A 12,605-nucleotide genomic window follows, 5' to 3' on the forward strand; every position below is an offset into this window, starting at 1 on the left:
AGGTCGAGCGGGACCTTGAAGGTCCGTGACGCCCGCTTCGTGGTTTCCGCCGTTCGGGCGGCCGATCTGCCAAGGGACGGCCGGCAGCAGATCGCCTTCGCGGGTCGCTCGAACGTCGGCAAGTCGAGCCTCATCAACCGGCTGCTGGGCCGCAAGGACCTTGCCCGCACGAGTTCCAGGCCGGGGCGGACCCGGAGCGTCAACTTCTTCCTGATCGACGACTCGTGGTACGTCGTGGACCTGCCCGGTTACGGCTATGCGCGGGTTTCGAAGAGCGAACGGGAGGCCTGGGGTCGGAGCGTCGACCGGTACTTCCGTTCGGCGGCCGGGCGGGTCCGCGTGGTGCTGCTCGTCGATGGTAAGGTCGCGGGCACGCCGCTCGACTCCGAAGCATACGGTTACCTCCGGAGTCTGGGACTCGAACCCGTCGTGGTGGTGACCAAGATCGACCGCGTGAAACGGGGGGCTCGAGCCGGGACCCTTGCCAAGGTTGCAGAGCTGCTGGGAATGCCGTCCGGGGCCGAGCTGTTTCCCGTTTCGTCTCGAACCGGCGAAGGAGTCTCGCGGCTGTTTGCGGAGTTGCTCAGCCCTTGACGCTCAGATCTCGAGTCCCGGGGGCGCTTCTCTCGGCGAGGATGAAGAAAGATGACGACGGACGGAGCCACTGAAGCGATGGACGGAGCCAGTGACGCAGGGCGTGGTGGGAACGGTGGCGCCAGGGCGGCGGAGAGCGCCAATCTGGCCTTTGACCTGAAAGCCCTGAAGGACCTCAGCAATGCCGACCTTCTCAAGCTGGCTCACAAGCTGGAGGTCGTCGGCGCCACCGGCATGCCCAGGCAGGAGTTGACCTTCAAGATCCTGGAGGCGCAGACGGAGAAGAGTGGGCTGCTGTTCGGCGAAGGGGTCCTCGAGTGCCTGACGGACGGCTTCGGTTTCCTGCGCGCGCCGGAATACAGCTACTTACCAGGGCCGGACGACATCTACGTTTCCCGCAGCCAGATCCGGCGCTTCGACCTGCGCACCGGAGACACCGTTTCCGGTCAGGTGCGGCAGCCGATGAACAAGGGGGAGCGCTATCTCGCGCTGATCAAGCTCGAGGCGGTGAACTTCGAGCATCCGGACGCGGTCCGGCAGAAGATCTTCTTCGACAACCTGACTCCGCTGTACCCGGAGGAGCGGCTCCAGCTGGAGGTCTCCGGAGACCTGTCTTCTCGCGTGACGGACCTGGTGACGCCGATGGGCAAGGGCCAGCGCGCGCTGATCGTGGCGCCGCCGCGTACCGGCAAGACGATGCTCCTGCAGTCCCTTGCGCGATCGATTGCCACCAACCACCCCGAGGTCGTGCTCGTCGTCCTGCTGATCGATGAGCGTCCCGAGGAGGTGACGGACATGGAGCGGTCGGTGCGTGGAGAGGTCGTCTCGTCGACCTTCGACGAGCCTGCTTCGCGGCACACGCAGGTCGCCGAGATGGTGATCGAGAAGGCCAAGCGGCTGGTCGAATACGGCAAGGACGTCGTCATTCTGCTCGACTCGATCACTCGCCTGGCTCGCGCCTACAACACGGTGCAGCCGCCTTCGGGCAAGGTGCTGTCGGGAGGTATCGACGCCAACGCCCTGCAGCGGCCGAAGCGGTTCTTCGGCGCCGCCCGGAACATCGAGGGCGGCGGCTCGCTGACCATCGTGGCCACGGCGCTGGTCGACACGGGCAGCCGGATGGACGACGTGATCTTCGAGGAGTTCAAGGGCACCGGCAACTCGGAACTGCATCTCGACCGCAAGCTTGTCGACAAACGGATCTTCCCGGCGATCGACATCGAGAAGTCCGGCACTCGCAAGGAGGAGCTGCTGCTGTCGGCGGACGATCTGCAGCGGGTCTGGGTGCTCCGCAAGGTGCTGAATCCCTTGCCCACGGTCGAGGCGATGGAGGTGCTCCAGGAGCGTCTCAAGAACACGCCGTCGAACGCCGAGTTCCTGGCGGCGATGTCGCGGGGCGCAAGGGGAGCGCCGAACTGAGTCCCACTGCCGCAAGCCCCCGGGTCGCCGTGCTGCCGACGGCGCCTGCTTCGATCCTGGCCGATTATCACGAACTCCTGAACCTCGCGGGCTATCGCGAGGTGATCGATCCGTCCGTCGACACGGCGCTCAAGATCAACATCTCCTGGCACTTCTTCTACCCCGGCAGCTCGACCACGCCCTGGCAGCTCGAGGGCGTGGTGCGGGCGATGGAGAAGGACGGCTACGACCCGGCCTTGATTCACGGCTGCCACAACCGGACGGTCGTCATCGACGCCCGCCTGGGCGAGCGGGAGAACAAGCAGATCGATGTCATCGAGGCGCACGGTCTGCGCAACGTCCACCTCTACGAGCAGGGCGAGGAGTGGCTGCCGGTGCGGGAGGCCGTGGGCGACCTCGCCTCCCGCTTCCTCTGCCTGAACGACGTCTACCCGCGGGGCTTTCACATTCCGGCGCGGTTCGTGGGCGAGAACATCATCCACCTGCCGACCGTCAAGACCCACGTCTTCACGACCACGACGGGGGCGATGAAGAACGCGTTCGGTGGGCTCCTGAACGAGCGCCGGCACTGGACCCATCCGGTCATCCACGAGACCCTGGTCGACCTGTTGATGATCCAGCAGCACATTCACCGGGGAGTGTTCGCCGCCATGGACGGCACCTTCGCGGGCGACGGCCCGGGACCACGCTGCATGATCCCGCGAGTGGGCAACGTGATCCTGGCCAGCGCGGACCAGGTGGCGATCGACGCCGTGGCCGCGAAGCTGATGGGTTTCGATCCGCTGCAGGTCCGCTACATCCGCCTCGCGCACGATCTCGGGCTCGGCTGCGGCGATCCTCGGGACATCGAGATCGTGGGCGATCCGGCCGTTGCAGGCAGGAGCTGGGGCTTTGTCGGCCCCTTCCGGAAGATGACCTTCGCGGCGCGGATGCAGCACAGGATCTACTGGGGTCCCCTGCGGCGTCCGATCGAATGGTCGCTGCGCACCTTTCTCGCGCCCTGGGCGTATCTGGCGAGCGTTCTCTACCACGACTCCTTCTGGTACCCATACAAGGCGAAACGGCAGATGGCCGAGGCCCTCGCCAGTCCCTGGGGGCGCCTCTTCGCGGGCTGGGAAAGGGCAAGGGCCGACGGCCGCGGCTACCCGGAGATCGAAGACCGACCGGCCGCCCTGTTCCGCACCGGCTGGCGGGCCTTCCTGACTTCGCTTCGCATCCTCTGGACCTGCCTGCGGGAAGCGCCTGAAGTCGCCGTGCGCCTGAGCCGGCGCTCCGGCGCAACCGGCGTTCACGGTTCGGGTTCCTGAGCCTGTCCTTCGCCCTGTCGATGAGCAGCCGGCGGTGGCAGGAAAGCGGCGCCGCGCTCGCCGTTGTGTCGGCCCTGGCGGTGATGGTGTTCCATGCGGGGACGTTCCACCGCGGGGCCACCGCGTTCTCCCTGGCCGTCGGCGCCTCTCTGCTGCTCGTGTTCGCGTTCCTGGGCCACCGGTCGTTCCTGGATCCGCTGGCGGTGGGGGGTGGTGCCTGGCCGTGGTGGCCGGCGGTTCCCGGCGCCGTCTGGCTCATCGTCCTGCTGAGCTGGATTCAGTCGCCGGTCGGCCGGGCCGGCGAGGCGGTCGTCCTCTTCCTCCTGCCCGCGGCCTGGGCAGCGGCGGGGATCGGGCGGCTCCTGGGCTCGGAGGCAGCCGTGCGTACGGCTCTGGCCAGCTGCGCCGTGGTTGGCGTGGCGGCGTCGACCTGGGCGCTGGCCATGCAGCCGCTCCACGAAGAGGGCCGGGCCGCTCTGCCGATCGGTCACCACAACCAGTTGGCGCTGGTGCTCGTGGCGATGCTGCCGCCCGCCGTGCTCGGTGCCTGGCGGGCCGCCGGACCGGATCGGCGGAGGCTGCGTCAGGGTGCGTCGCTCTTCGTCGCCGCGGTCGCGGTCTGGACTCTGGCGGCCACCGGTTCGATGTCCGGGCTGGCGGCGCTGGTCGTCCAGGCAGTGGCGGCCGCGGCGTGGATCCTCTGGCGGAGCAGGGAGCGCCGGTTGCTCGTTCCGCTTGCGGCCTTGCTGGCTCTTGCGGCCGGTCTGGCGGCGGCGACAGCCTGGGCGGGCTCCCGGCTCGACGTGCCGGGCCCGCTCGGCCGTCTGGGCGCGGTGCTGCGGCTCGAGGACCCGTCCCTCCTGGCGCGCCGGACCTACGCCCAAGCCGCTGCCTCCGGCTTCGCGGACCGCCCGCTCCTCGGCTGGGGTCCGGGGTCCACGAGCTGGACCCTGGCGAACCACTGGCGGCCGGCGCCAGGCGTTCATCCGCCGGGCGAGGTGGTCACGGACGCGCACAGCCTGCTGGCCCAGGTGCCCTACGAACTCGGCATCGCCGCTTCCGTCCTGCTGCTGTTGCTGGCGGTTCGCTACGGCCGGGTTCGTCTGGGCGAACTGGCCGGTCGCCGCGTGCGGGATCCGGAACTCCTGGCGGCGGCGCTGCTGGGTCTGACGGGCGCCGGGGTCTGCCTCGTCTTCGGGGTCTTCGCCGTGGTCACCGCGGTTCCCGCCGTGCTGATTCTCAACCTGGGTCTGGCGGCCGCGGCGCGGCCGGCCCGGGCCGACGGCGATCCCCTGGGCTCGCTGCCGGTCTGGCGGCGGCGAGGGCTTCAGATCACGTTCGCCGTCTGGCTCGTCGTCGCCCTCGGTTGGACGTGGCAGCGGGCCTCGGCTGCCCGGTGGTACGAACTCGCGGTGGCTGCCGGGACGGCCGGCGAGGGGGAGACGGCCGCAGTCGCGGGAGAGGAGGCTGGCGGAGGCACGGACCTGCTCCGGACGGCGGCTGCCTCCGATCCATCCTTCCCGCTCTACCAGGCGCGGCTTGATCCATGGACTGCCGCCGAGGCCGCCGGCAGGCTCGCCCCGCTATGGCTCCTGGCCGGGGTCGAGCAGAGCATCGACACCGGGAGGCGTCGACTGGCGCTTGAGCGAGCCTGCGACCTCGACCCGCTGTCGGCGCTGGCCCCGTTCGAGCTCATGCGCCTGGAGCGCGAAGCGGGTGTGGCGGCCACCGACCCGCGGGTGGCGGCCCGCGCGGCGCGGGCGATTCTGGCCGAGCCCTTGCTGCTGGCCGCGGCCGCCTTCGAGGGAGACCCGGATCTACGGTCCGAGGTGCATCGCCGGATCCAGTCGTGGCCGGGCTTGCCGCCGGGTTGGCTGGCGGCCTTCGAGGAGCTTTGGTTCGGACTTGACTGGTCGAACGGCAGCGAAGGTCCCCCGCTCGACGTACTGTCTGTGGATGCCGACGGCCGTCCAGCCGTCTCGTTGAGCCTGTTCGCCTTCCGGCGTCCGCCCTGGCCGCTCTCGATCGGTGCGGTGCCGCTCCGGAGCCATCGCCTGGAGTTCATCGCGGCCTACGACCTTCCCGCGGCTACCCGGTTGCCCCAGACCGCTCCGGACCCGTTCTGGATCCGTCGCTGCGGGGTGGAGTAGGGCGACTCAGGCCGCGCCGGTGGCTTCGGCGTCGGCCGCTGCCACCCGGTTGCGGCCGGCCTTCTTCGCCCGATACATGGCGTTGTCCGCCAGTTGCAGCAGGCGCGTCGCGACGCCTGCCGGGCCCGGCGTGTCGTCGCGGTCTCCCGCGGCCTCGGCCCGCATCGAGGCGGCGCCGATCGAGCAGGTCACGTGGACCAGCGGGCGGCGGCCCGGCGGCTCGCCGCCCGCGAAGATGGTGGCCGCCAGGGTGGCGCGGAGCCGCTCCGCTTCACGGAGACAGCGATCGAGATCGGCGCCCGGCAGGACGGCGACGAACTCGTCGCCGCCGTAGCGGGCGGCAAAGCCGGTTTCTCGTCTGGCGGCCCTCTCGATGAGACCGGCGACCTGGCTCAAGACGCGGCTGCCGGTCACATGGCCGTGGCGGTCGTTCACCCGCTTGAAGTGGTCCAGGTCGAGGAACAGCAGGCCGATGTAGCCTCCGTCCCGCTCCGCGCCCGCGATCGCATCGGTCAGGCCGCGGTGCAACGTGCGGTCGTCGAAGAGGCCGGTGAGACTGTCCCGGCGCGAGTCTCCGGCGCGCCGGGCACCGGCGACCTCGCGGAGGGCGGTGGCGGCTCGTGCCGCGAGTTCTTCCGTGGAGACCTTCCCGACGTTGTTGTCGCGCCTCGTCACGGCATGGATCTTATGGCGATGCCGTTGTGGTTGGATGCGGACGTGCCTGGACGCGGCGCCTTACCAGCTCTCTACCCAAGGTCGGAGGACGACCTCGAAAGCCCAGGTGGAACGGTGCTGGCGGTGGAGGTCCAGGTAGAGGTCGGCGATTCGGTCCGGGTCCGCCATGTTGTCGTCCACCGTCGTGCCGGCGAGGCGGTGCCAGCGGCTGCCGTCCTCCTGTGTCCAGCCGATTGCCGCGTCGATCGGCACGTGAGCGACGTGGATGCCCTTCGGTCCGAGTTCTCTCGCCATACTCTGGGCCAGACCGGCCTTCGCGTGACACGCCATGGCGAAGGCACCGCTCCTGGCGAATCCCTTGAGCGCACCGCTGGCGTTGGTGAAGATGATCGTGCCGCGGTGACCGTCGGCCTCCGGCTCCGCGTCGCCGAGCATCCGGCGGCTGGCCTCCTGGCCGACCAGGAAGGCGCTGTAGGCGGAGTTGTCGAGTACCTGGCGGACGAGCGTGTGGTCCGCTTCGGTGATGTCCTTGCGGAAGATCTCCGCCATCCGGCCGTCGATGTTGTGAATGACCAGGCTTGGGCTCCCGAGATCGCTCTCGACCGCCTCGAAGAGGCCGGCGACAGCGTTCGGGTCGCTGGCGTCGCAGCCGTAGCGCCGTACACCATGGTCTCGCTCGAGATCGAGCAGGGCGGGCTTGTCCGGCGTCCGGGCGGCGACCGCGACTCGCATTCCCTCACGCGACAGGAGACGGGCGCAGCTCGCGCTGATGCCCGGACCGCTGCCGACGATCAGGGCGACTTCGGCACGCGCTTCACTGTTGGGCATCGGAGATCCGTTCCAGGCGAGCCGGAACGCTCTTGTGCCAGGGCGTGCCGGCGATGGGATCGCGGTCGGCGGCGGCGGTCAGTTCGTTCGGCGCAACGCCGTCGAGCGTGCGCCGGCCGGTCTCGTCGGGATAGTCGAGGCCGAGACCGTTCGGAAGGGAGATGTGCCCGTCCTGCATCCGGTCGCTGATCGCGGCGAGGACCTCGGTGGCGCCCTGCGAAGTCACCAGGCGGACCCGGTCGCCGTCCCCGATCTCGAGAGCCGCAGCGTCGTGCGGCGACAGGGCCAGCGCCTCTTCCAGCGCCTTGCGCCGCCACCTGGGGTCGCGGTAGATCGTGTTCGCCGTGAAGGAACGGCGCTCGCCGGCGGAGAGCACGAGCGGGAACGTCCCGCTGGTGATGGCGGGGCCTTCCGCCGCGACCAGGGCGTGGATCGCGCCGAACAGCTCCGGGATGGCGAGCTGGAGGCGACCGGTCGCCGTCTGCACGCGGTCCCAGCTGACTTCGGGCGGGTCGACGGAGAACACCAGGCCCCGGGGGCTGTCGATGATCGCGTCGAACAGGGCTTCGCCGAGTGCGTCGCCGTCGCCTTCGATGCCGGCCCGGCGCACGGAGTCGGGGAAGCGGCGGGCGCAGATCCGCGCCGCGCTCCACAGGGCGGCGCCGGACTTCGCGTCCGCCGGCAAGGTCTCGCCCAGGGTCCGGTAGAGGAGTGCCGGCGCCGTTCCGGCGAGGCGCGGATTCTCCCTGATCGCGGCCATGAACGCGTCGGCGAACGTCGGCCTTCCGCCGTCTCGCAGGGCGCTGCGGAACTCCTCGACCAGCTCTCCGGAGTAGCCGCCGAGGGCCTCCGTCAGCCGGCAGTGGATCTCCGGCTCCGGCAGCGGCCCCGCCTTGTCCGTCGGCGGCGGCGCCAGAAGCGCCCGGCGCAGGAAGAAGGCGTTCTCCGGGAACTCGAAGTTGAAGAACACCGCCTCCGCCTTCTCGTATTGCGTGGTCGCGGGCAGCACGTAGTCGGCCAGCCGGGCGGTCTCGGTCATCGCCACGTCGATCGCGACGACGAACTCGAGCGAGTCGAGCGCCGCGCGCATCTTCCCGCTCTCCGCCAGCGAGTGGACCGGGTTGGCGCTTTCGATGAGCATCGCCCGGAAGCGTTTCGGGTGGTCGCCGAGGACTTCCTCGGCGATCCGGTTGCAGGGAACGAGCCCGGCAATGACGGGCGCGCCGGTCACCGGAGTCGTCCGTGGACCCGACGACCGCGCGGCCGTCAGAGGCACGAGCGAGGTGGATACGTTCATCGCGCCCGATTTGCCGAAGTTCCCCGTGAGCATCCAGACCAGTCGCTGCAGGTAGCTGACCAGGGTCGAGTTTCGGTTCATCTGGACACCGAGATCCTCGAACACGGAAACGCTCGAGGCCCTGGCGATGCGGCGGACGGTGGTGCGGACGAGTTCCTCGGAGACGCCGCAGACGGAGCACGCGGAGGGGATGTCGGTCTGCTCGAGGTGGGGACGGACCTCGTCGAAGCCTTCGGTGTGACGCGCGACGAACTCGTCGTTCACGAGCCCTTCCTCGAGCAGGACGCCGAGCATCGCCATCAGCAGCCAGGCGTCGGTGCCGGGCTTCACCTGGAGGAAGATGTCGGCCAGGTCCGCCGTTTCGGAGCGCCGGACGTCGATGACGATCAGGCAGCGTTCCGGGTCCTTCGCGAGCTCGCGCAGCGTGACCCGGGCGCGGGGGACGCCGTGTGACTGCCACGGGTTCTTGCCGAGGAAGATGCCTACCTCGCAGTGGTGGAAGTCGCCGCGTGAGTGCGCGCCGACCATCTGGCCGGCGACCCACATCTCGCCCGTCTTCTCCTGCGCGAGCGCGTTGGACCGGTAGACCGAGCCCAGCGTGCGCAGGGTGGAACGGGCGTAGAAGCCGGGCAGGTGATTCCCCTGGCCTCCCCCGCCGTAGTAGAAGATCGACTCGCCGCCGAACCGGTCGCGAATCCCGGCGAAGCGCTCGGCCACCTCGCGGATCGCGGTGTCCCAGTCGATCTCCTCGAAGCTGCCGTCCGGGCGCCGGCGCAGCGGCGACAGCACGCGGTCACGGCTGTTCTGGTAGTGGTTCAGACGTCCGGCCTTCTGGCAGACGTAGCCTTTCGAGACGGGGTTCGCGCGGTCGCCTCGCAGCCGCGTGAACTGTCGCCCGTCGTCGCCGCCCAACTGGACCTCGATGCCACAGTTGCTCTCGCACAGGATGCACGCGGTCGGCTCCCACGGAGGTGTCTGTTCCGGCTGAATCGGTTGGTGGCTTGCTGGCTCCATGGGGGCTCCTGAACGGTGGGCGGGCTTGCGCACCGGAGCTTATGCGGAGCGGCCTGCTACCGTGCGGACCGGTGACCGCATCGGGCAAGAGCGATCCGCCGCTTCGCCGATCCCTTGGCCAGCACCACCTCCGCCGCGCAGCGTCCGCGAGTCCCGCGGTCGACTTCCTGGAGGTGTCCGGGCGCACGGTCATCGAGATCGGCCCCGGCGGCGGCGTGCTGACGCGACTGCTCCTGGAGCGGGGTGCGAGCCGCGTCATCGCCTGCGAACTCGATCCTTCATGGGCCTTCGCTCTGCGCCGGCGGTTCACCGACCGGCGGATCCGCCTCGCGGTAGGCGACGCCTGCGACTTGGCCTACGAGCGCACGCCCGCCGCGGCGCGGATTGCCGGCAATCTGCCCTACAACGTCGCCACGCGGATCGTTTCCCGGGTGCTCGAGCGTGCTCCGGTCGGCCTTCGGGCGGCCTTTCTGGTTCAGCGCGAGGTCGCGGACCGGTTGGCGGCGGCGCCCGGCGACGGGGCCTACGGCGCGATGACGGTGCTGACCCAGGCCCGTGCCGCCGCGCGCCGTCTGGCTGTCGTCATGCCCGGGAGCTTCGTGCCGCCGCCGGCCGTCACCAGCGCCTTCGTGGGTCTGGAGCGGATCGCGCCTCCGATCGACGAGGAGGAGTGGCCGGACTTCAAGGCGCTCGTTCGAACCGCGTTCACCCGCCGCCGCAAGACCCTCCTGAACAATCTGGCCGCGGTGATGGAGCGGCCCGCGGCGGCCGCGGCGATCTCGGCGCTGGGGCTGCCGCCGATGGTTCGGGCGGAGGCCCTCGGTCTGGACGACTTCGTCGAGCTGTTCCGCGTCTCCTGAGTTGCTCACACGAATATAGCCATATCCGGCTTTGTCGGATACAATCGCTAGCCCGTGCATGCTCCCGTCAACGCTTCATGGGGAGGGCGTCGATGATTCGCTCCGATGATGGCCCCAGACGGTTCGCGCTCGGCAGCGGTCTGCCGACGGGCAAGGCCGGCGAACTCCTCGGTCTGCTGTTGCTCATGCTCGGCGCGCTCCTGCTGCTCAGTCTGCTGAGCTACCAGCCCAGCGATCCGAGCTTCATGCGCAGCGCCGAGGACTCGGTGGAGACGGCCAATCTGATCGGACCGATGGGCGCCCACGTCGCCGCCGCCGGATTCGGTCTCCTCGGGTTCGCCGCGCTCGCCGTGCCGCTGGCCCTCCTCGGTCTGGGTTACCGGCTGGTTCGCGCACGCGCCGACGTTCCCTCCCCCCTGCAGGGTGCGGGGATCGTCGTCGCTCTGGTGGCCGCGCCGACACTGGTCGCTCTGACCGTCGGCGAAGTCGCTTTCCGGGGTGAGTCGTTGACGGCCGGGGGTCTCCTGGGGTCGACGATCGCCGGGGCGGTCGAAGGCCAGTTGGGCGCGCTCGGAACGGGAGTGATTGCCGTTTCAGGCCTCGTGTTCGGGCTCGCGTTGATGCTGCGGAGCAGCCTGGACGAATCGTTCGCCGCTGGTCTTCGCCGGCTCAGGGCGTTCCTTGTCCTGCTCAAGCCCCGGGTGCGGAAGAAGGTCAGGGCCAAGGCGCCGGAAGAGGCATCGGGCCGCGGCAAGGCGAAGGCCGCGCCGCAGCCGACGGATGACCCTCCGCTCGTGGATCTGCCGCTTCGCCGGACGGCGGTGAGGAAGGCAAGGGCGGCGACCCCCGAACCGGAGGAGGCAAGGGCCGCACGGCCGGCAGCGGCCGGGGCGACGCCCGCGCCGGCCGTACCCGCGAAGACGGCGGTAGCGGGCATGGAGAAGGTCGAGCCGCCGGTCGAGAACACGGAACTGCCGCCGCTCGATCTGCTCTACACCGAAGAGGTCAACAGCGAGGTCGACGGAGACGGGTTGAGGGAACTCGGTGAACTCATCTGCGCCCGCTGCGCCGAGTTCGGAGTCGAGGGCACGATCGAGGGCATCAGCCCCGGTCCGGTCATCACCGTCTTCGAGTTCCAGCCGGCGCCCGGTGTGAAGGTCGCCCAGATCGTCAACCTCCAGGACGATCTGGCGCTTTCGCTGAAGGCCGAGGCGATCCGGATCGAGCGCATGCCCGGCCGATCGACGCTGGGCATCGAGGTCCCGAACAGGCACAGGACGGTCATCCCCCTGGGCAGCCTTCTGGCCGACTCCGGGTTCCGGGACGGCGAGTCTCCGCTCACCATGGCGCTCGGGCGCACCCTTCGTGGCGAGCCGTACTTCGCCGACCTGGCCAAAATGCCGCATCTGCTGGTAGCGGGGGCCACCGGCGCCGGCAAGAGCGTGGGCCTCCAGGGAATGCTGACCTCCATCCTGTACCGCGCCCGGAGCGACGAAGTCCAGTTCATCCTGATCGACCCGAAGCGGATCGAACTCGGGGTGTACGCGAACATCCCGCACCTGAAGACCGCCGTTGTGGTGGAGCCCAAGCAGGCCTCGAACGCGCTGCGCTGGGCGGTGGCCGAGATGGAGCGCCGCTACCGTCTGCTGGCGGAGGTTCACGTCCGGTCGATCGACTTCTACAACCGGGCAATCGCCGATCCGGAGGTGGCCAGGCGCCTTCGTCTGCGGGACGAGGAGGCGGACGAGCCGGCCGAGCCTCGCAACCTCGAACCGCTCCCGTACTACGTGATCGTGATCGACGAACTGGCCGACCTGATGATGGTCGCCTCGTCCGAGGTCGAAACCTCGATCGCTCGCCTCGCGCAGATGGCGCGGGCCGTCGGTATCCACCTGATCGTGGCGACCCAGCGCCCCTCGGTCGACGTCCTGACGGGCACGATCAAGGCGAACTTCCCGTGCCGGATCTCGTACGCCGCGGCGACCCGGCACGATTCGCGCACCATCCTCGACCAGGTTGGCGCCGAGAAGCTGCTCGGCAAGGGCGACATGCTGTTCATGCCGCCCGGGAGCGGTCGCATGCTCCGCCTCCATGGCGCTTTCGTGACGGAGCAGGAGACGGCGGCTCTGGTCCGCTGGCTCAAGCGGCAGGGCCAGCCCAACCTCGATCCGGCCGTGCTGGAGCCGCCGCCCGAGGACCGTTCGGCAAGCGCCGGTGAGAACGGCGGCGACGATGTTCTCTACGACGAGGCGGCCCGGCTGGTCGTCGCGGAACGGATGGGATCGGCAAGCTTCCTCCAGCGTCGGATGAGAGTGGGCTTCTCCCGTGCGTCGCGTCTCGTGGACCTGATGGAGCAGGATGGCATTCTGGGCCCCGCCCAAGGCAGCAAACCCCGGGAAGTCCTCGTGCCGCCCGACTACTTCGAAGAAGTCGACCAGTCGCAGATCGCCTTCCAGTAAGT

9 protein-coding genes are annotated in these 12,605 nt (G+C 69.5%); 6 read left to right on the plus strand and 3 right to left on the minus strand.

What is annotated here, in order from left to right:
• Positions 1-15 precede the first annotated feature (15 nt).
• From yihA to OXI49_15110, 4 genes are read left to right on the plus strand one after another with little or no spacing between them, the layout of a single operon-like run.
• A complete protein-coding gene (gene yihA / locus OXI49_15095) occupies positions 16-594 on the plus strand; it encodes a ribosome biogenesis GTP-binding protein YihA/YsxC (protein MDE2691836.1) in 579 nt (192 codons plus the stop codon).
• A gap of 51 nt (positions 595-645) precedes the next feature.
• A complete protein-coding gene (gene rho / locus OXI49_15100; GenBank protein MDE2691837.1) occupies positions 646-2,013 on the plus strand; it encodes a transcription termination factor Rho in 1,368 nt (455 codons plus the stop codon).
• Between the two features lie 29 nt (positions 2,014-2,042).
• The gene (locus OXI49_15105) at positions 2,043-3,320 is read left to right on the plus strand and encodes a DUF362 domain-containing protein (protein ID MDE2691838.1); all 1,278 of its coding nucleotides are present in this window, start codon (positions 2,043-2,045) and stop codon (positions 3,318-3,320) included.
• Positions 3,321-3,340: 20 nt separating this feature from the next.
• Positions 3,341-5,470 (plus strand): O-antigen ligase family protein, encoded by a 2,130-nt coding sequence (locus OXI49_15110; GenBank protein ID MDE2691839.1) that lies wholly within the window; start codon positions 3,341-3,343, stop codon positions 5,468-5,470.
• Positions 5,471-5,476: 6 nt separating this feature from the next.
• Here OXI49_15110 and OXI49_15115 read toward each other — a convergent pair whose 3' ends face one another.
• The 3 genes from OXI49_15115 to OXI49_15125 are packed head-to-tail and all read right to left on the minus strand — an operon-like array spanning position 5,477 to position 9,284.
• A complete protein-coding gene (locus OXI49_15115; GenBank protein ID MDE2691840.1) occupies positions 5,477-6,145 on the minus strand; it encodes a GGDEF domain-containing protein in 669 nt (222 codons plus the stop codon).
• A gap of 60 nt (positions 6,146-6,205) precedes the next feature.
• On the minus strand, positions 6,206-6,973 hold the full coding sequence (locus tag OXI49_15120; protein ID MDE2691841.1) for an SDR family oxidoreductase: 768 nt from the start codon (positions 6,971-6,973) through the stop codon (positions 6,206-6,208).
• Positions 6,960-9,284, minus strand: coding sequence for a molybdopterin-dependent oxidoreductase (locus OXI49_15125; GenBank protein MDE2691842.1), 2,325 nt, complete (start codon positions 9,282-9,284; stop codon positions 6,960-6,962). Before OXI49_15125 ends, OXI49_15120 begins: the two co-directional genes overlap by 14 nt.
• A 71-nt stretch (positions 9,285-9,355) precedes the next feature.
• On the opposite strand from OXI49_15125, the gene rsmA reads away from it, so the two are divergent.
• Entirely contained in the window at positions 9,356-10,144 is a 789-nt protein-coding gene (gene rsmA, locus OXI49_15130; GenBank protein ID MDE2691843.1) for a 16S rRNA (adenine(1518)-N(6)/adenine(1519)-N(6))-dimethyltransferase RsmA, read from the plus strand.
• A 92-nt stretch (positions 10,145-10,236) separates the two neighbouring features.
• Positions 10,237-12,603, plus strand: coding sequence for a DNA translocase FtsK 4TM domain-containing protein (locus OXI49_15135; GenBank protein ID MDE2691844.1), 2,367 nt, complete (start codon positions 10,237-10,239; stop codon positions 12,601-12,603).
• The last annotated feature ends 2 nt before the right edge of the window (positions 12,604-12,605 follow it).

Source organism: Acidobacteriota bacterium, assembly GCA_028875725.1.
In the GTDB taxonomy this organism is placed as follows: Bacteria; Acidobacteriota; Thermoanaerobaculia; order Multivoradales; family Multivoraceae; genus Multivorans.

Excerpts from the sequence above, each read along its gene's own strand:
- OXI49_15110 (MDE2691839.1), top strand. The coding sequence starts at position 3,341 with ATGAGCAGCCGGCGGTGGCAGGAAAGCGGCGCCGCGCTCGCCGTTGTG.
- OXI49_15125 (MDE2691842.1), bottom strand. The coding sequence starts at position 9,284 with ATGGAGCCAGCAAGCCACCAACCGATTCAGCCGGAACAGACACCTCCG.
- OXI49_15120 (MDE2691841.1), bottom strand. The coding sequence starts at position 6,973 with ATGCCCAACAGTGAAGCGCGTGCCGAAGTCGCCCTGATCGTCGGCAGC.
- OXI49_15135 (MDE2691844.1), top strand. The coding sequence starts at position 10,237 with ATGATTCGCTCCGATGATGGCCCCAGACGGTTCGCGCTCGGCAGCGGT.
- rho (MDE2691837.1), top strand. The coding sequence starts at position 646 with ATGACGACGGACGGAGCCACTGAAGCGATGGACGGAGCCAGTGACGCA.